An 18,869-nucleotide genomic window follows, 5' to 3' on the forward strand; every position below is an offset into this window, starting at 1 on the left:
CAGCAGGAAACCGTCATGGCCCCGCCGCCTGTCGTCGTCAGGTCATATAAGCACGGTCACGGCTCTTGCAAAGGTCAAAACCGTCACCTCGCTTGCCCCGGCTCGCGTCAGCGCCCGTGTCGCCGCGGCGACCGTCGCGCCCGTGGTATAGACGTCGTCGACAAGCACGATATGCCGGCCGAAAACGAGCGACTGGCCGGCCTCGGTCACCGCGAAGGCGCCGCGCACATTGTCCTGCCGCTGCGTCGCGCCCAGCCCCACCTGCCGCACCGTGCGCCGGCGCCGAACCAGCGCTGTCGCCAGCATCGGCCGGCCGGAGAGGTGCGCAAGCGCCCGCGCCAGCTCCGCCGACTGGTTGAACCGACGCGACCAGAGGCGGTACTTGTGGAGCGGCACCGGAACGATCGCGTCCGCCGCCTCGACAACCCCTTCGCCTGCCCGCAGCATCCACGCCGCCATCATCGGCGCAAGGTCCGTCCGGTCGGTATATTTCAGCGCATGTACGAGATCTCGTGCGATACCCGTATGGATCGCGACCGACCGCAGGCGCGTGAACGGCGGCGGGTTGGCGATGGCATCCGCCGAAAGAATGCCGCGTCCGAGATCGTGCGAGAAGGGTACGCCGAGCACCTCGCAGAACGGACGCTCGATCAGGCGAAGGCTTGCCCAGCACGCCGGGCACACGGCAGCTTGCCGCTGCACGAACCGGCCGCAGCCGCGACAGACGGGCGGATAGAGAAGATCGGCCGCACCCCGTCCCACTGAGAGGAGGCGCGCAACCAGACGCTCCCGAAAGGGCTTGTCCTTGCCCGGCAGCGGATAGCCTGCATCGAAAGCGATGCCGACGGGCGCCCCCGGGCTTGGAACCGCCCGGTTCGTCGTCTCAACGGGTTGCCACGCGCCATCCATAGACCAATGCGTCCTTCCGCCCTCTCGACCGTTAGAAGAGGAATGCTCGCCCTTGCGCAGCCGTGCGCCGGCGATGATAGTGGCCGAGACTTAGGAGACTACCGTGGATATCGTATTTGACCAGCCTCTTGTGGAAGCCCGGCGCCTGCGGGCGCTGAAGGCCGGGGATGAAAAGGCGCAATTCCTGCTCGACATCGTGGCAGAGGATCTCGCCGAGAGGCTTGCGGTCGTGGAGCGCCGGTTCGAAACGGCCGTCGAGCTTCATGGCTATACCGGCGTGACGGCGCGCACCCTGATGGCCACCGGCAAGATCGGGACGCTGAAGCGTGTCGAGACGGACCATGCCTTTGGCGGATCGGCCGACCTCATCGTTGCGCCCCTGGAAACGGTGCCGGTTCCGCCCGCCAGCGCGAACCTCGTGGTCTCCCCGCTCTCCCTGCACCTGACGAACGACACACCCGGCGTGTTCATACAGGTGCGGCGGGCGCTGGCGCCGGACGGCCTGTTCCTCGCGGCCATCCCCGGCAACGGCACATTGCAGGAACTGCGGGAGGTATTGCTGGCTGCCGAAAGCGAAAGCACCGGCGGTGCCAGCCCGCGCGTCATTCCCTTTGCGGACGTGCGCGACATCGGCGCCCTGTTGCAGCGCGCGGGCTTCGCGCTCCCCGTCACGGATACGGAAACCTATACGGTCCGCTATGCCTCGCTGTTTGCGCTGATGAGGGATCTGCGTGCCATGGGCATGACCAACACGCTGGTTGCCCGCAGCCGCAAGCCTCTGTCGCGTGCGGTCTTCCTGCGCGCCGCGGAGCTGTATGCCGAGCGTTTCGCAGATCCCGACGGCCGCATTCGCGCAACGTTTTCGGTCATCTATCTCTCCGGCTGGGCGCCGCACGAGAGCCAGCAGAAGCCGCTTGCGCCGGGCTCGGCGAAGATGCGCCTGGCGGATGCGTTGAAAGTGGAAAAATCCGGCGTTGACGGGATCAAGGGCGACAGCTGAGGCAGGCGGCATGGGCCGTGCCGTAGCGTGGCCGCGTCACGGCGTCGTCAGAGCGTCCTTGGCCGCGTTGAAGACATTCGTAAGCTGCTGCGTCAGCGCACCGAAACCGGCGACGATGGCAATGGTGATGATGCCGGCGATCAGGCCGTATTCAATGGCGGTTGCGCCGCTGCGGTCGGAGAGAAATCGCTGGAACATGGTGGCTACGGACGTCCTCTCCAGACCGGCTTTCATCAGCATCCGCTCTTGCCGCCATCGCCATTGACGATGCAGACGGCGCCCGGCATTTCCTGCAGGACGCTGCGGCGCACAGTATAGCGCTTGGTCGCCTTGTCATCGGGAATGGAGCCGGTCGAGATGGTATCGTAGTCGATCGGCGCGTTCGCGAGAACCTTGGTGGTATTCTTGCTGGCCATCATCGGGGTGAGGATCAGCGTCAGCGCGATGACGGCTGTCCCGAACAGCAGTGCGAGATTGAGCACGCCGGTGCGCCGGTACTCACCCTTCGTCAGGTCTTTGTCCTGAACCGTTCTCCAGAAATCATCGTCCACCATGGCCTGCCTCTTGCCTTTCCGACGCGGCGGAATGCTCGGTTCCGTCCTCGATCGCCGCGCGCCGGTCCCATCCTCCCGAAGGGCGGCGCGACTCGGCATCACGTGCTGGCCATTGTGCCGGTTGGAGATAAACGTTCCATTAACGCACAGAGAGGACCGGCCCGAAAATGCCTTTCCTTCCCCGCATTTAGGGAGAAGTTGGAAAGGTTTTTTGGATAAGGCGGTCTTACGCGCAAACGGCAGGCCGCTACAGAAGATCGATGAGATAGGGAATGATCGGTTCATCGGCCGGCGGCATCGGATAGTCGCGCAGCGCCTTCGCCCGCACCCATTTCAGCGCCTGCCCCTCCCGCCCCTGTGGCACGCCCTCATAGCGGCGGCAGACATAGAGCGGCATCAGCAAATGGAAGTCCTCATAGGCATGGCTGGCGAAGGTCAGCGGCGCGAGGCAGGCGACTTTGGTGCGAATGCCCAGTTCTTCCTCAAGCTCACGGATCAGCGTCTCCTCGGGCGTCTCGCCCGTCTCGACCTTGCCGCCGGGAAACTCCCACAGACCCGCCATGGATTTGCCCTCCGGCCGCTGCGCGAGCAGAATGCGGCCATCGCCGTCGATGAGGGCGCAGGCGGCGACGAGCAGCAGCCGGCGAGGCTGGGCGGTATCCATGGTCATTCTCCCCGTGGCGTTCGATAGAGATAACGATAGGCCTCGGTGAAGCCGAGCCCGCGATAGAGCGCCAGCGCCGGCGCGTTTTCGGCCTCGACGGCAAGCCACGCTTTGCGCGCGCCCTTCAGCCGCGCCCAGCGCAGGCTGGCGCCGACGATATCGCGGCCGATGCCCTCGCCGCGCCGGTCGGGCCGGACGGCGACCAGCAGCAGCCCTGCAAGATCGTAATCCTGCACCGCCAGGGAAACGGCCGTCGGCCCTTGACCCACATCCTCGAACAGGAAGAGCCCGCATTCCGCCCGGATCGCCTCGATCACGGAGGTCAGCGCCGTCTTGCTCTCCGGCGGGTCGCCGGCAATCGCCATCCGCGCCTCCACGAAGCGGGCGACGTCGCGCAGCGGCACATGGCCCAACTCGTCGCTCGCCGAATTCGGCGGAATATCCGCCGTCATGACGATGGTTTCGGAAAAGCGCGTCCAGCCTTCCCCATCGAGATGGGCGACGAGGCCAGGCGGCGTCAGAGGCGTCTGGCGCACGGTCGGCACGAGGCCGGCATCGCGAAACTGCCGCGCCGCCCGCTCCAACCGGCCCGCCATGTCGCTGCCGTCATGCGGGTCGAGCGGGTTGATCGAGTTCAGGCGGCGCGAACCGTGTCCGGGCGTCATCCGCACCAGCCAGCTGCCGTCATACTGCGCAGTTGCGGCAGGCCAGGCCCGAAAGCCGATGGCCTCGAGCCGCCGCACCAGTGGCAGCCTCAATCGTGTCGTCTCATCCAGCATGGGCATATCCGGTCGGCAATGTCGGGAACCGATCTCGCGATCAGCTCCGGTAGTCGCCATTGATCTCGATATATTCCTTGGTCAGGTCGCAGGTATGGACCGTCGCGGTTCCCGAGCCGAGCCCGATCTCGACCTTGATGGCGATGTCCTGTTCCTTCATGACGGCGGAAGCGGCGGCCTCGGAATAGGCCGGGTCGCGCTCGCCGTTGACGGCAACGCGGATGCCGCCGAACCAGATGGCGAGCAGGTCGCGGTCGGCCTTCTCGCCGGCCTTGCCAACGGCCATGACGACACGGCCCCAGTTCGCATCCTCACCGGCCACAGCCGTCTTGACGAGCGGCGAGTTCGCGATCGACAGCGCGATGCGCTTGGCGGCGGCATCGCTTTCCGCGCCTTCCACGGTGACAGCCACCATCTTGCGCGCGCCCTCGCCGTCCCGCACCACTTGCAGCGCGAGATCGAACAGCACGGCATTCAGCGCCGCGCGGAAATCGCCGAGCGCCGCATCGGAGGCATCCTCGATCCGGGCCTGCCCGTCTTCAGCGGCGGCCCCCGTTGCAAATAGCATCAGCGTGTCCGAGGTCGAGGTATCGCTGTCGACGGTGACGGAATTGAACGACGGCCCCACGCCCTCCGACAGGAGCGCCTGAAGCGCCTGCGGCGCGATATCGGCATCGGTAACGACGAAGGACAGCATCGTCGCCATGTCGGGCGCAATCATGCCGGCACCCTTGGCGATGCCGTTGATCGTTACCGTGACGCCGCCGATGCTCGCCGAGCGGGTCGCGACCTTCGGATAGGTGTCCGTGGTCATGATCGCCTTTGCGGCCTCGAACCAGAAATCTTCGCTACCCCGGTCCTTCATGTCGCCGAGAACGCCGGCGAATTTCGTCGCGTCCAGCGGCTCGCCGATCACTCCGGTCGAGGCGAGGAACACCTCGCCCATCGAGCAGCCCACGGCCGCGGCCGCAGACTGCGCGGTGAGTTCCGTCGCGGCGCGGCCCTTGACGCCGGTAAATGCATTGGCATTGCCGGAATTGACGACGACGGCGCGGGCGACGCCGCCGGAAAGGTTCTGCCGGCAGAAATCGACGGGAGCGGACGGGCAGAGCGAGCGGGTGAACACGCCGGCGACGGAGGCCGGCGCATCGAACACCATCATCAGCACATCGGTCCGATTCTTGTACTTGATGCCGGCTTCGGCCGTCGCCATGCGAACGCCGCGCACAGGCGGCATTTCGGCGAAGGTTTTCGGGGCAAGCGGGGAAACGGAACCGGGCATGAAAGGACCTTCGCTGAGAGGGCTGACGGGATGAGGAGACGGCACAGGGCAGGTTCGGCAAACGAAAATCCCGAAGGATCGCCTTCGGGATTTTCACTCATGATGGACGGTTGTCACAGCAGCGTGACAGACCGGTGCACAGGAAGCGTGAGGCGGCAAAGCGATCACGATCCTCACGGAGAGGACCCGACCGCCCCAAGCCTCGGCTCCGGCTTAGTTGGCGCCTTCGACGGCGTCGCCTTCGGTCGCGCCGGCGTCCTCGGCCTTGTTGGCTTCGTCATAGGCCTTCTTGAGCGCGGGATCGCTGATCTCGACGCCGGCATCCTTCTTGGCATCGGCCAGAAGCGCCAGATACTTGTCGCGCATGACGAGCTGCTTGACCTGCGGCTCAACCTGATCGAGCGGCGGCGGCGGCTGCAGACGCTTGTCCTCGAGCAGGATCACGTGAAAGCCGAACTGCGACTTGACCGGCGTCTTCGTGTAGGCGCCCTTCTCCAGCGCGAAGGCGGCTTCGGAGAATTCCGGCACCATACGCTCCTTGGTGAAGTAGCCGAGATCGCCCCCGTCGTCCTTGTTCGGATCGGTGGACTTTTCCTTGGCAAGCGTCGCGAAGTCCTTGCCCGCGTCGAGTTCCTTGATCACGGCCTTGGCTTCGTCCTCGGTCTTCACGAGGATATGGCGGGCTTTCACCTCTTCCTGCGGCTTGATCGCGCCGATTTCCTTGTCGTAGCGCGCCTTGACCTCGTCGGCCGTGACGGCATCGACGACGTGCTTCTTGAAGTAGGCATTGTGCAGTTCGCGATCGGTCAGGTAGGCGAGACGCTTCTTGAAGTCTTCGCTGTTCTGCACGCCTTCGGCTTCGGCGTCCTTTGCCAGCAGCTTCACGTCCACGAGGCCCGAAAGGGCGGCGGCACGCTTCTGCTCGTCGGGAAGCTGGGCCAGCTGCGGATCGAGGGACGCGAGCGCCAGGTCAAGCTCCGACTGGTGGATCTCGGCGGTCCCGACCTTGGCGACGACCGGATCGGCGGCATCCTGGGCGAACACCGGCCCATGGATCGCGATCACGGCGCCAAGCGCCACGGCAGCGAGCAATCTGGATTTCAACATTCCGTAAACCTTTCCCGATGGGGTACCGGATCCGCCCTTCGCGCCCGGCTTGCCGACCTCACAATCACCAGAATGTGGCCGTTGTGTAGCCTTGCAAAACCGGCATTTTCAGCGAAACGTCGGTCAGCAACTCCCGTTGACATCATTCGACCCCCCTCTTATCTGTCACGCAACCTCGCGTCCAGAACAAGATCCGGGCGTTTTGGCGCAGTTGACGGGAATTCAGACCCACGCGCGGAACGCCGACGTCACATGAAAGGACCATCTCCCATGGTCAGTCTCGGCGGCCTCGCCCGCAAACTCTTCGGGTCCTCCAACGATCGCCGCGTCAAGGGCTACAACACCCGTGTTGCCGCAATCACCGCGCTCGAGCCCGAAATGCAGGCGCTGAGCGACGAAGCCCTCGCGGCCAAGACCGTCGAGTTCCGGGAGCAGATCGCCGCCGGGAAGACGCTGGACGACCTTCTGGTGCCGGCCTTTGCCGTCGCCCGGGAGGCGGCCCGCCGCGTGCTCGGCCTGCGCCCCTTCGACGTGCAGCTGATCGGCGGCATGATCCTGCATGAAAAGTCCATTGCCGAAATGAAGACCGGCGAAGGTAAGACGCTGGTCGCGACGCTCCCCGTTTATCTCAACGCGCTCGCCGGCAAGGGCGTGCACGTCGTCACGGTCAACGACTACCTCGCCAGCCGCGACTCGGCCACCATGGCCCGCATCTACGGCTTTCTCGGCCTGTCCACGGGCGTCATCGTCCACGGCCTGACCGACGACCAGCGCAAGGCGGCTTATGCCTGCGATATCACCTATGCGACCAACAACGAACTCGGCTTCGACTATCTGCGCGACAACATGAAGTACGAGCGTGTCCAGATGGTCCAGCGCGGCCATTTCTTCGCCATCGTCGACGAAGTAGACTCGATCCTCGTCGATGAAGCCCGCACGCCGCTGATCATTTCCGGCCCGCTCGACGACCGCTCGGAACTCTACACGACCATCGATGCCTTCATCCCCATGCTGGACGAGGCCGACTACGAGATCGATGAGAAGCAGCGTTCGGCCAACTTCTCCGAAGACGGCACCGAGAAGCTGGAAAACCTGCTGCGCGATGCCGGGCTGCTGAAGGGCGAGACGCTCTATGACGTCGAGAACGTCGCGATCGTCCACCACGTCAACAACGCGCTGAAGGCCCACAAGCTCTTCCAGCGCGACAAGGACTACATCGTTCGCGGCGACGAGATCGTCATCATCGACGAGTTCACGGGCCGCATGATGCCGGGCCGTCGCTATTCCGAAGGCCAGCACCAGGCGCTCGAAGCGAAGGAAAAGGTGACGATCCAGCCCGAGAACCAGACGCTCGCCTCCATCACCTTCCAGAATTACTTCCGCATGTACGAGAAGCTCGGCGGCATGACCGGCACGGCCTCGACGGAAGCCGAAGAATTCGGCAACATCTACGGCCTTGAAGTCGTGGAAGTTCCCACCAACCTGCCGATCCAGCGTATCGACGACCATGACGAGGTCTACCGGACGACGGAAGAGAAGTTCAAGGCGATCGTCGAGGAAATCCGCCAAGCGAAGGAACGCGACCAGCCCGTGCTCGTCGGCACGACGTCGATCGAAAAGTCCGAGCTTCTGGCCGCTCTTCTCAAGCGCGAGGGCTTTACCGGGTTTCAGGTCCTGAACGCCCGCTATCACGAGCAGGAAGCCTATATCGTCTCCCAGGCCGGCGTTCCCGGTGCCGTGACGATCGCCACCAACATGGCTGGCCGCGGGACCGACATCCAGCTCGGCGGTAACCTCGACATGCGCATCGAAGCCGAGCTTCACGACGTGGAGCCAGGCCCCGAGCGAGACCAGCGCGAAGCCGCCATCAAGGCCGAGGTTCAGGTGCTGAAGCAGAAGGCGCTGGCCGCCGGCGGTCTCTACGTTCTCGCGACCGAGCGACACGAAAGCCGCCGCATCGACAACCAGCTGCGCGGCCGTTCCGGCCGTCAGGGCGACCCGGGCCGCTCGAAGTTCTACCTGTCGCTGCAGGACGACCTGATGCGCATCTTCGGCTCCGAGCGCATGGACTCGATGCTGCAGAAGCTCGGCCTGAAGGAAGGCGAGGCCATCGTCCATCCCTGGATCAACAAGGCTCTGGAACGCGCGCAGAAGAAGGTCGAGGCGCGCAACTTCGACACGCGCAAGAACCTGCTGAAATATGACGACGTTCTGAACGATCAGCGCAAGGTTATTTTCGAGCAGCGCATCGAGATGATGGACAGCGAGGACGTGTCGGAGACCGTGGCCGACATGCGCCACGAGGTCATCGAAGACATCGTCGCCAAGCGCATCCCGGAAAAAGCCTATGCCGAACAGTGGGATGTCGACGGCTTGAACACCGACGTGCGCGAAACGCTCAACCTCGACCTGCCCATCGCCGCATGGGCGGCCGAGGAAGGTATCGACGAGAACGATATCCGCGAGCGCATTCTGGCGGCGGCCGATCAGGCCAATGCCGAGCGTGCCGAACGCTTCGGCCCGGAGATCATGCGCTATGTCGAGCGTTCCGTCGTGCTGCAAACGCTCGACCATCTCTGGCGCGAGCATATCGTCAATCTTGACCACCTGCGCTCGGTCATCGGCTTCCGCGGCTATGCCCAGCGCGATCCGCTACAGGAGTACAAGGGCGAGGCCTTCGAGCTGTTCCAGGCGCTCCTGACCAACCTGCGCCAGGGTGTCACCGCACAGCTTATGCGTGTGGAGCTCGTGCGTGATGCTGCACAGGCGCCGCAGCCCGAGCCGCCGGAAATGTTCGGCCACCACATCGATGCACAGACGGGCGAAGACGAATTCTCCGACGAGCGCAACCTCGCCGTGGTGGCCCCGGAACATCGCGACCCGACCAACCCGGCCACCTGGGGCCGCGTCTCCCGCAACGAGGCCTGCCCCTGCGGCTCCGGCAAGAAGTACAAGCACTGCCACGGTGCGTTTGAGGCCACAGAGGCCTGAGGCAAGCTTTTTTTACCAACCACGACAACGCCACGCTTCGATGACGAGCGTGGCGTTATTGTTTTTAGGGAAGGCCGTCCAGCTCCTCCTCCATCGAACGCTGCTTAAAGACACTTTGCAGGCTGTCCACGACCTGCCATAGTCCATTCTACTTTTTCGATGCGCCGGATGGAGCGGACGATGACATCGCTGGATCTCTTTCTTCCGTTCCTCATCACCGCAGGCCTGTTTGCGTTCCTGCCCGGCCCTGCCATGCTCTACGTCGCCGCCCGTACCGTCGCGGCCAACAGGCGCGCCGGCCTCATGGCAACGCTTGGCATCCATCTCGGCTGCTACGTCCACGTGATCGCCGCAGCGGCTGGCCTGTCCATGCTCTTCCAGGCCGTGCCGACCGCTTATCTGGCCGTGAAGCTCGCGGGCGCTGCCTACCTCGTCTATCTCGGCATCGTCCTGTTCCGCACACCGGCCCGCAGCGAAAGCGACGTGAGCGCCGCGCCCGGCCATGCTCCGAAATCTGCCCGACGCGCTTTCGTCGAGAGCATGATGGTCGAGGTGCTGAACCCGAAGACGGCCATCTTCTTCCTCGCCTTCCTGCCGCAATTCGTGGATCCCTCAGCCGCGATTCCCGTCTGGGTGCAGTTCGCCGTGCTCGGCACCATCGTCAACATGATGTTTTCGCTGGCGGATATCGTCTGCGTTCTGCTTGCCGAAGCGGTTCTCGCGCGGCTGCGCACCTCGGGTCGAGCCGAGCGCCTGATGCAGAAGATCGGCGGCACGATCCTCGTCGGGCTCGGCCTCAACGTGGCGTTGAGCCGGGCGTAATCCCTGCTATTCGAGCGTCCATCCCAACGGAATATTAACGCCGATACCGCATCATCCCGCCTTGTCGTACTGCGTACAGGTCGGGTAGCGTTTCGTGTTCATGGCAGCGTGTCAAACGGCAGAACGAATTCTGCCGCCGGGTCTGAAAGACCGGCTTCTGCCGCATATACGCCGGCTGGAGCCGCTGCTCACCAGCGATGACCCGAAGCACCTCGCCCAGCGCATGGCGCTCGTCGCCTTCGCCATCCGCGTGATCAGCGCTGGCATCGCCTTCGTTTCGCAGATCATCATGGCGCGCATGATGGGCGAGTTCGAATACGGCATCTTCGTTTTCGTCTGGGTGCTGGTCGTGCTCTTCGGAAACCTCTCCTGCCTTGGCTTCCACACCGCCATCATCCGCTTCGTGCCGCAATATCACGCCGTCAACGCGCTGGACGAAATCCGCGGCATGACGGCGACGGTGCGCATCTTCGCCCTCCTGTCGGCCACCGTGCTTGCGGTCGTCGGCATCGGCGGGCTGGTCGTCTTCGGAGATCTCGTCAACGGCTATTATCTCGTTCCGCTGTATCTCGGCATCTTCGCCCTGCCGATGATCGCGCTCGGCGACGTGATGGACGGCACCTCGCGGGCGCACAGCTGGGCAGTCTCGGCCCTCAGCCCCACCTACATCGTCCGGCCCGTCCTCATCCTTGCCTTCATGGTCGGCGCCGTCTGGGCCGGCGAGCCGTCCACCGCACGGACCGCGATGATCGCCGCCATGGTGGCCACCTATGTCACGAGCGTCGGGCAGTTCTTCATTCTCACATGGCGCCTGCGCAGGCGCTATCTCGCCGGCCCGCTGCGCCTCGAATTCCGCACCTGGCTTCGCGTCGCCTTGCCGATCTTTCTCATCGAGGGCTTCGGCTTCATGCTGACGAATTCGGATGTCGTGCTGGTCGGCATCGCGCTCGATCCGGAAAGCGTCGCGATCTATTTTGCCGCCGCAAAGACGATGGCGCTCGTTCATTTCGTGATGTTCGCCGTCAAGGCTGCCGCCGCGCCGCGTTTCTCCGCTGCGATGGGAAAGTCGGGCATGGGCAGGCCCGATAGGCAGCAACTGTCTGCCATCGCCATCGAAAGCGCCAGATGGTGCTTCTGGCCGTCGCTGTTCGTCGGGGGCTGCGTCCTGGCGTCCGGCAGTTTCCTTCTCTCGCTGTTCGGGCCGGCCTTCCTCTCCGGTTACCCGCTGATGGCGATCCTCTTTGCGGGCATCATGGCCAAGGCGCTCATCGGCCCGGCGGAGGCGCTGCTCACCATGGGAGGCCAGCAGGCGCTCTGCGTCAAACTCTACGCCGCAGCCCTTGCCGCCAATCTCGCGCTCAACGTCACCCTCATTCCCGTCTTCGGGCTGACGGGTGCCGCCATGGCAACAGCCGGCGCCATGATGGTCGAAGCGACATTGCTGCACCTTGCCGTGCGTCACACCTTCGGCATCCGGCTCTTCGCCTTTGCCGCTCCCCAGTCCGGACCCGTCGATACTACACTTCCTGATAGGGGCCTTCCTGATAGGGGACTTCTCGATATGGACCAGACGACGACCAGACCGATGGATGCAGAGGCCAGCCGACCATGAGCGTCACGCCCCAGTTCCCGACAGACGCCAACAGCCGTCCCTCGCAGCTGCCCCGCCGCGGGCAACTGGGCAACGACCACGTCCCGGCCGAGACGCTGGTGCGGACCGGGCGTCCGGGTCGGGAATTCTGTGTCTACCCTGCCCGCGCCGGCTACGACCTTCAGGAAGAACTCGATTTCCTGTCCAACCGCGCCATCGAACCCAACGTGTTCTTTTCCGGCCGCTTCCTGGCACCGGCCATGCCCCGGCTCGAGGATCGCGTGGTGCGGCTCGCCGTCATCCGCGACCGCAGCGAGACGCGTAGCCGTCTGCGTTTCCTGATGCCGTTTTCCGTGGAAAGGCCGGGCTTTGCCATCGGCTCGCCGATTATCCGTGCCTGGTCCAATCCCTTCGGTCCGCTCGGCACGCCGCTCTTGGATACGGAGGAAGCTGCGGAAACGCTCGACAACCTGTTCGACGCGCTGGCCAATCCCGATGCCGGCCTGCCGCCGATCCTGGTGCTGCCCGATATCCGCCTGAAGGGGCCTCTGGCGCGTCTCGCCCGCGCCGTCGCCATCAGCCGCAACTTGCCGCTCACCGTCACTGACACGTTCAGCCGGCCCGTCCTCGACAGCCTGCTGGATGGCGATACCTATCTGCGCGGCGCCATCAGCCCTGCACATTTGCGCGAGCTGCGCCGCCAGTGGACCCTTCTGTCGCGCCTCGGCACCGTCACCCATTCCGTCGCACGCCAGCCGGAAGACATCCGTCTGCGCATGGAGGAGTTCCTCGCGCTGGAAGCCTCCGGCTGGAAGGGCCGCCAGCGCAGCGCGATCGTCATGGACCGCTACCGCGCAGCGTTCGCCCGGGAAGCGATCACCAATCTTGCCGAAGCCGATGCCGTGCGCATCCATACCATCGACCTTGATGGCGTGGCCATCGCATCGATGGTCGTCTTCATGATGGGTGGCGAAGCCTATACGTGGAAAACCGGCTATGACGAGACCTACGCCCGCTACTCTCCCGGCAAGCTGCTGCTGCGCGAACTGACGGAGTGGCATCTCGACGATGCGAACATCCTCAAGTCCGACAGCTGTGCGGTGCCCGATCACCCGATCATGAGCCGGTTCTGGAAAGAGCGCGAGGAGATGGGAACACTGGTCATCGGCTTGCGCGCCAATCGTGATCGCGACGTGCGCCAGGTCGCGACCCAGCTCCACCTCTACCGCAACACCCGCAACATGGCCCGCCTGCTGCGCGAGAAGATGCGCGCGCTGACGCCGAAAACCTTTCGGTAAGACGAGAGCAGCGCTTACGACGCGGAGCCTTCCTCCCGAGCCAATTGCTCCGGGACATCAGCGTCCCTAAGCAGCCGCCGAACGATCTTGCCCGACGTCGTCAGCGGCAGCGCATCCACAAAGGCCACCTCGCGCGGATATTCATGCATCGACAGCCGCGTCTTCACCCAGTCGGAAAGCGCAGCCACTAGGACGTCCGAGGCGATATACCCCTCGGCTAGCACCACATAGGCTTTCACGATTTCCGTGCGAACCGGATCCGGCTTGCCGATGACGGCGGCCATGCTGACGGCGGGATGGCCGATCAGGCAATCCTCGACCTCGCCCGGCCCGATCCGAAATCCGGACGACGTGATGACATCGTCGTCCCGCCCGAAGAAGCTGATATAGCCCTCCTCGTCCATCACGGCCTGGTCCCCGGTCGTCATCCAGTCGCCGATGAATTTCGCCTGCGTCGCCGCAGCGTTTCCCCAATAGCCGAGGAACATCACCGGATCGGGCCGCCGCACGGCAACCTGCCCCACCTCGCCCCGCGGCAGAACCTGCCCGTCATCGTCGATGATCCCGATCACATGGCCCGGCGCCGCCTTGCCCATCGATCCCGCCTTCAGAACGCCATAGGCAGCACTGGAGGAAATGACGATGTTGCATTCCGTCTGCCCGTAGAACTCGGCGATCTCGACGCCAAGCGCTTTGGACGCCTGCTCGAAGGTCTTGCGCCCCAGCGCCTCTCCCGCCGCCCCTACCGTTCGCAGATCGAAAGCGTACTGCGCCTTGGGGTTCTCCACCGCCTTCATCAACCGCAGGGCCGTCGGCGGAATGAAGGCATTGCGTACCTTCATCTCCGACAGGATGCGGAACGCCATATGCGGATCGAACTTTTGCGCGGGCGAGGATACGACGGGAACGCCGAGCATCAACGACGGCAGAAGCGCATTGAGGAGCCCACCCGCCCAGGCCCAGTCGGCCGGCGTCCACATGCGATCGCCCGCCTGCGGCAGGCCGGCATGGTGAAACTGGAAGCCGGGGAGATGGCCGAGCAGGACGCGGTGTCCATGCAGCGCCCCCTTGGGCGGCCCGGTCGTGCCGGAGGTGTAGATCATCAGGGCCGGATCGTCCGGCCCGGTCTCCGCCGCAACGAAGCCGCTTGCGTCGGTTGCCGCCAGCACATCGAACCCGATCGTGTCGCCTGCCCCCTCTCCCTCGTCCGTGCAGACGATCAGCCGCAGATCCGGCAATCGCGCCCTGATGTCTTGAAGCCGCAAAGCCCCGGAACGATCCGTAACCACGACGCAGGCGCCGGCATCCCTCAGCCGGTATTCCAAAGCCTCCACGCCGAAGAGCAGCGCCAGCGGCAGGGCGATGCCGCCGAGCTTGTAGATCGCCGCATGCGCGATTGCTGCCTCGAAACCCTGCGGCAGCAGAATGGCGATACGCTCACCCGGGCGAACGCCACGCGCCAGAAGCCCGACGGCAAGCGAAGAGGATCGTGCGGCAAAGGCCCCGTAGGTCAGTGCCTCGTGATCGCCGTCGGGGCTGAAATGCTGGAGGCAGACCCGTTCCGGCGTCTGTGCAGCCCAGGCATCGCTCACGGCCACGCCGATGTTGAACCGGTGCGGAATGTCCCAGGCAAACGCCCGGATCAGGGCTTCATAGGTGGGAGACGTCGGGAGCATGAACCGCCTTGGGAAGAAGATGCCGACAAGGCGGCAGCCTCTAACCCTATCACCGCCCCGGCCGGCAGATCAATCAACCGCCGCCACGCGACGACCAGCGTTGAGACAGCATGCCCACGGGATCCGGTCATGCCTCAGCCGTAGTGCGCCATCTCCGTACCGCTCAGGCCATGCAGCGCATGAAAGAGCGCATCCGGCGTCCGGTAGCCGCGCTCGAAAAGCTCGATGGCAGCGCTCGCTGCACTGACGCCGGCCTGTGTCCGCAAACCGATCCGCCTCTCGGCACACCATGCAAAGACCGCGCTCGTGACGATATCGACTTCGCGTTCCGGGCCTCTTTCGGGTGCCCTCTGCGGGAAAACTGTCATGCATGCCTGCGCCAAGGAAGCGTCTCCCGATATGTAAGGTTCGGGTTCAGAATGACACGCCCTGTCCCCTTCCGACAAACGCCTTGCATCAGGCCGGTTAAGAAGCTTCCGCTTGTGTCTCGACATGAGACGATCATCCCGATTTCCTGAGGGGACGACATGGCCGCGCCGGTGCTTCAGCAAAAAAAGACCTTAAAAATAAAAAGCTTGAGAGAAGCGTGCGCCGGAAGCGCAGAAGGCCCAGCAATCTTTACCAAGCCTTCAGGATTGCCGTGCGATTGTCTGGCCACGCGCGGTTTGTAGAGCGTCCGCGCACCCTTTCCCCTGATTTTCATCGCCTCTGGTAAAGCACGACCTGGACATTCGTCCGCTCGCGCGCACTCGAGAGATGAAGGGCATAGACTCGTCGCCGACGCTTGCAGTGGCGCCCGCTTGCAATGGCGCCGCGTATCATTTGGGAAATATCAGGCCCGCGATACCGAAGACACGGACTGGCCGATCACTCCTCGGCATCGAGATCCAAAAATTCCGGCGCCTTGACCTGGCGAACGACGACCTCGTAGTCGCCCATATCGACCCCGTCGATCACGACGTCCTCGACCGTGATGGTCATAATGCTGAACTCACCGGTTTCCATGTGAACGCCGGCCACGTGTTCTGCAAGCCGGTTGGCGCTTTCCTCAACAGGATCCGGCAGCAATTGGCGAGGTATGAAATCCGGCGTTTGCATTTTCACTCCCAAGGCCCGCGTGCTCGGCGTCGGCGGTTCAACCTAACGCATCCTGTCGCACCGCGATATCCGACAGATGCAGAACGAACCGCCATCTCATAAACGTGATCTCACATCCACAGGCAAAGCTGCAGCGCCTGTACTCCGTGCTAAAACCCCAGCGCTAGACCAACGAACTCTGCCGCCGCGATCGATCGTCCCGGTTCAGAACATCCGCAATATCGCGCGCATCCTCCCGCTCAAGCCCCGTCAAATCCCGCCCATCCGACGCCGCCGGCAGCCCGGTTACCTCATCGATGACCGTCCAACCCCCGCTCCGCTCCTGCCGCACCCCATACCGCGCCTCGACCATCCTGGCTTCTCCCGCCCTACAGGGTAAGAGATGAAGCAATACGTCGGAAGTTCAAGAGACGGAAAGAGCGTGCGAACGTCGGTCCTAGGCGAGGACATGAGCGAGCTTGGATCCGAAATTTCAGGTGGAATGGTGCCCCATGCCGTCGTGAAATCTTGCAACGATTACAATTAGATAATGACCCCGCACCTAGTCATCTACTCCCATTGAAAAGACTATCCGTTTTGCACAACCGCCCGCACCTTTTGGTGCGTCATGGCCAAACAGGTACGGAAAAATTCATGAATGAAATGTTCCGGACAACCCAGCAGCCGTTCGTTCAGCGTGCCCTCTCCACACCGAAGACATTTTCGGAAGCCGCCGCCAGCTACATCGAGCATGGCGGCGAAGCAAAGTACCTCGATGCCATTTCACAGCACATCGGCTCGGCCGCCTTAAGCTCGATTTATCCGTTCGATGTGCGCGAGCTGGCGAAACAGCTTCTGCCAACGCAGCGCAACTCGACCCGGAATAGATGCGTCATCACACCAATCCGCGCCGTGCTCAATCACGCCTATGATCGCGGCTGGGGTGACATCGTCCGAATCAAAAACATGAAAGAGGATAGGCCGAAAAGGAAGAAGGCAGCGTCGCAGGCGTGGCTGCACGCATTCGTTCGCCAGTGCTCGCTTGATCGCCTGGAGCACCTTGCCAACCTCGTGCTCTTCATGAGCCAGACAGGCGCTCGCGTATCGGAGGCCGTCGCGCTTCAATGGCGGAACGTCGACCTTGCGGGGCGCACTGCGCTGCTGGTCAAGACCAAGACGGATCACAACTCGACGCGCCATCTGACAGACCAGCTCGTCGCCCGGCTCTATGCAGCGTCGCCGAATGCATCGCCCGACGGAAGAGTGTTTCGCTACACCAACCGGCATTCCGTCAACGAGCGCATTGCCGCCGTCTGCGCTCGCGCAGGGATTTCCTATAAGCCGTCACATACATGCGGCCGGCACGCTTTTGCGAATAACACCCTCGCCATGGGGATAGATATCAAGTCCGCGATGGATGCCGGCGGCTGGCGCAGCATCAACGTGTTTCTCGGCACGTATGCCAACCCGCGGAACTCCGGCCGGGTAGTGGCCGACCGGCACAACCTCTACCAGTTCGACACGGATCTCTGAGAAGCCCCGTCCCGAACGGCGTCGGCTTCGCGCAAACCCAGCATTTCCGGCAATATTGGATACGGTTCGTTCTCACCTGTTCTTGATCTGTCCAATGAAGCGGTCCGCAATCGGTCCTGATTAGGGCATCAGGTCAAAAGGTCCCACCATCAATCACGTCGAAGTCATCCGCCTTTGACGGCTGCCCAACCAGCTTTCGTTCAAGATCACGAATGGTGTCGAGGTGCCGCTGGATTCGCTCGTCCTTGCTCTCCAGACGGCTCTTGTAGACGAAGTGGCAGACCGCCCACGTCACACCTACGGTGCCGAATAATAGGCTCGGAAGCGCCACAGGCGCCTGCTTGAGCAACTCGTAATACTGATCTAGCGAGTCCATTCTCACCCCCACATTTTAGAAGGATGACCGTGAGAATTATTCTTCGGCAAGTCAATCGTCGGCACGGCCGTATTCAGCTTGGGAAGCTTCAAGAACCCTGAGCCTTTTCAAGGCGGCGTTTCACTCAGCCGCTACAGATGCGCCTATCAGCCATGCAGCTTGACTCAGATTGCCGTGAGAACATACTGAGAACGAAAACTCAGTATTCAGGCAGCGAGTCCCACCATGAGCGACGAAAACAGAACGGCATCTACCGGCAAGATGGAGATGTACGAGCACTACTGCGTCGAGCCGGGGTGCCGTGCCTGGGGTTCATTCGGATATGACCGGGGCCGTGGCGTGACGGAGTGGTGGTGCTACCCCCATGTCCCTCGCGATGAGAACGGCGAGCGGAAGATGAGCTACTGAGGCCCGGCCGATGGCCTACCCGCGACCAAGGCAGATCCCCTACCCTTCACATCTGAAGCTTGTCCGGTACAAGGAGACCTGGCGCATCTGCTTCAAGGCGCGTGGTAAGATCGATGGACGGCCTGTGGACGCATGGCTTGTCGAGCCGGACGGGCAATTCTTCTGTGAAGTCTGCTACGCCGATCAGGTGGAAGACATGCCCGAAGCCAATCGAGAGAACTTTTTCGGGGACCAGTTCGTGCACGCTATCGACATGGTGGACGCCTATGGCAAGCGTACGGAGCGCATGGCCGGTGCGAGCAATATCTATGCAGCGCGAGCGGCCTTCTTCGCTATCCTGCACTGGACGCCGAACCGCAGGATCATGCTGCGACATGGCAGTCATGTCATCTTGTCGACGGAGGCGCCACTGGATCGCGATACGATCGCGGCAGGGATTGAGGGCTACCGCTACCTCATCAAGACAGACCGGCACTGACGCCGCTCCCACCGCGCAGAAAACGCGTGCGGGGTGTCTCAGGTCTCGCCTATCCGGTTATGCGGCTCGCAGATCGCTTTCGCACCGGCCTTGTGGTCATCCGTCACCATCACTGAGAGATAGACGTTCTGATCGAGGCTCCAGCCCTCGTACTCGATGAAAAAACGATCCCGGGTGATTTGCACTTCGGGCATGCCGAAAATCAATGCCGATAGCTTGCGCGCCTGCTCCGCCCCGAGGTCTTGCGAGGGGTCGTAATCTTCGCCAACGATGGCGCGGAACTGGCTTTCGTAGGAGTTCATGACCAGAGACATAGGCGCCGGA

At 63.2% G+C, this 18,869-nt stretch carries 19 protein-coding genes; 7 read left to right on the forward strand and 12 right to left on the reverse strand.

The genetic code is table 11. The features are described 5' to 3' along the window. Window positions 1-42 precede the first annotated feature (42 nt). Window positions 43-909, reverse strand: coding sequence for a ComF family protein (locus GA0004734_RS16360; RefSeq protein WP_092935369.1), 867 nt, complete (start codon window positions 907-909; stop codon window positions 43-45). A gap of 103 nt (window positions 910-1,012) precedes the next feature. Between GA0004734_RS16360 and GA0004734_RS16365 the strand changes: the two genes are divergently transcribed. After that, complete coding sequence (locus tag GA0004734_RS16365) at window positions 1,013-1,909, forward strand: class I SAM-dependent methyltransferase (protein WP_092935371.1); 897 nt, start codon at window positions 1,013-1,015, stop codon at window positions 1,907-1,909. A gap of 36 nt (window positions 1,910-1,945) precedes the next feature. Here the strand turns inward: GA0004734_RS16365 and GA0004734_RS16370 are convergent, their stop codons facing one another. From GA0004734_RS16370 to GA0004734_RS16395, 6 genes are all read right to left on the reverse strand, one after another. Beyond that, entirely contained in the window at window positions 1,946-2,149 is a 204-nt protein-coding gene (locus tag GA0004734_RS16370) for a Flp family type IVb pilin (RefSeq protein ID WP_245292446.1), read from the reverse strand. Continuing rightward, the gene (locus GA0004734_RS16375) at window positions 2,143-2,463 is read right to left on the reverse strand and encodes a hypothetical protein (RefSeq protein ID WP_092935373.1); all 321 of its coding nucleotides are present in this window, start codon (window positions 2,461-2,463) and stop codon (window positions 2,143-2,145) included. Before GA0004734_RS16375 ends, GA0004734_RS16370 begins: the two co-directional genes overlap by 7 nt. A 247-nt stretch (window positions 2,464-2,710) precedes the next feature. Continuing rightward, the gene (gene mutT / locus GA0004734_RS16380) at window positions 2,711-3,127 is read right to left on the reverse strand and encodes an 8-oxo-dGTP diphosphatase MutT (protein WP_092935375.1); all 417 of its coding nucleotides are present in this window, start codon (window positions 3,125-3,127) and stop codon (window positions 2,711-2,713) included. A 2-nt stretch (window positions 3,128-3,129) separates the two neighbouring features. Continuing rightward, window positions 3,130-3,906, reverse strand: coding sequence for a GNAT family N-acetyltransferase (locus GA0004734_RS16385; RefSeq protein ID WP_245292447.1), 777 nt, complete (start codon window positions 3,904-3,906; stop codon window positions 3,130-3,132). A 40-nt stretch (window positions 3,907-3,946) separates the two neighbouring features. Next, window positions 3,947-5,188 carry a bifunctional glutamate N-acetyltransferase/amino-acid acetyltransferase ArgJ gene (gene argJ, locus GA0004734_RS16390; protein ID WP_092935379.1) on the reverse strand — a complete coding sequence of 414 codons (1,242 nt, stop codon included), beginning with the start codon at window positions 5,186-5,188 and terminating at the stop codon, window positions 3,947-3,949. Between the two features lie 213 nt (window positions 5,189-5,401). Beyond that, a complete protein-coding gene (locus GA0004734_RS16395; protein ID WP_092935381.1) occupies window positions 5,402-6,295 on the reverse strand; it encodes a peptidylprolyl isomerase in 894 nt (297 codons plus the stop codon). Window positions 6,296-6,565: 270 nt separating this feature from the next. On the opposite strand from GA0004734_RS16395, the gene secA reads away from it, so the two are divergent. From secA to GA0004734_RS16415, 4 genes are all read left to right on the forward strand, one after another. Beyond that, window positions 6,566-9,286, forward strand: a complete 2,721-nt coding sequence (secA, locus tag GA0004734_RS16400; RefSeq protein WP_092935383.1) for a preprotein translocase subunit SecA — start codon at window positions 6,566-6,568, stop codon at window positions 9,284-9,286. 180 nt (window positions 9,287-9,466) lie between these two features. Beyond that, window positions 9,467-10,108: a LysE family translocator gene (locus GA0004734_RS16405; protein ID WP_092936376.1), complete on the forward strand. Its 642-nt coding sequence runs from the start codon at window positions 9,467-9,469 to the stop codon at window positions 10,106-10,108. Between the two features lie 100 nt (window positions 10,109-10,208). Further along, on the forward strand, window positions 10,209-11,720 hold the full coding sequence (locus GA0004734_RS16410) for a lipopolysaccharide biosynthesis protein (protein WP_092935385.1): 1,512 nt from the start codon (window positions 10,209-10,211) through the stop codon (window positions 11,718-11,720). Beyond that, the gene (locus GA0004734_RS16415; protein WP_092935387.1) at window positions 11,717-12,997 is read left to right on the forward strand and encodes a GNAT family N-acetyltransferase; all 1,281 of its coding nucleotides are present in this window, start codon (window positions 11,717-11,719) and stop codon (window positions 12,995-12,997) included. Before GA0004734_RS16410 ends, GA0004734_RS16415 begins: the two co-directional genes overlap by 4 nt. Before the next feature lie 14 nt (window positions 12,998-13,011). On the opposite strand, the gene GA0004734_RS16420 is transcribed toward GA0004734_RS16415, so the two are convergent. The 3 genes from GA0004734_RS16420 to GA0004734_RS16430 form a co-directional block, all read right to left on the reverse strand. After that, window positions 13,012-14,673, reverse strand: a complete 1,662-nt coding sequence (locus GA0004734_RS16420) for an AMP-binding protein (protein ID WP_092935389.1) — start codon at window positions 14,671-14,673, stop codon at window positions 13,012-13,014. A gap of 134 nt (window positions 14,674-14,807) precedes the next feature. After that, window positions 14,808-15,041 (reverse strand): hypothetical protein, encoded by a 234-nt coding sequence (locus tag GA0004734_RS16425; protein WP_092935391.1) that lies wholly within the window; start codon window positions 15,039-15,041, stop codon window positions 14,808-14,810. Between the two features lie 499 nt (window positions 15,042-15,540). Continuing rightward, a complete protein-coding gene (locus GA0004734_RS16430) occupies window positions 15,541-15,771 on the reverse strand; it encodes a hypothetical protein (protein ID WP_110807777.1) in 231 nt (76 codons plus the stop codon). 576 nt (window positions 15,772-16,347) lie between these two features. Here GA0004734_RS16430 and GA0004734_RS16440 point away from each other — a divergent pair. Next, complete coding sequence (locus GA0004734_RS16440) at window positions 16,348-17,283, forward strand: tyrosine-type recombinase/integrase (protein ID WP_139056289.1); 936 nt, start codon at window positions 16,348-16,350, stop codon at window positions 17,281-17,283. A gap of 133 nt (window positions 17,284-17,416) precedes the next feature. Here the strand turns inward: GA0004734_RS16440 and GA0004734_RS16445 are convergent, their stop codons facing one another. Next, entirely contained in the window at window positions 17,417-17,659 is a 243-nt protein-coding gene (locus tag GA0004734_RS16445; RefSeq protein ID WP_092935399.1) for a hypothetical protein, read from the reverse strand. 418 nt (window positions 17,660-18,077) lie between these two features. On the opposite strand from GA0004734_RS16445, the gene GA0004734_RS16455 reads away from it, so the two are divergent. Beyond that, entirely contained in the window at window positions 18,078-18,545 is a 468-nt protein-coding gene (locus GA0004734_RS16455) for a hypothetical protein (protein ID WP_092935403.1), read from the forward strand. A gap of 38 nt (window positions 18,546-18,583) precedes the next feature. Here GA0004734_RS16455 and GA0004734_RS16460 read toward each other — a convergent pair whose 3' ends face one another. Beyond that, the gene (locus GA0004734_RS16460) at window positions 18,584-18,859 is read right to left on the reverse strand and encodes a hypothetical protein (RefSeq protein WP_092935405.1); all 276 of its coding nucleotides are present in this window, start codon (window positions 18,857-18,859) and stop codon (window positions 18,584-18,586) included. Window positions 18,860-18,869 lie beyond the last annotated feature (10 nt).

The organism is Rhizobium sp. 9140 (assembly GCF_900067135.1).
Lineage (GTDB): Bacteria > Pseudomonadota > Alphaproteobacteria > Rhizobiales > Rhizobiaceae > Ferranicluibacter.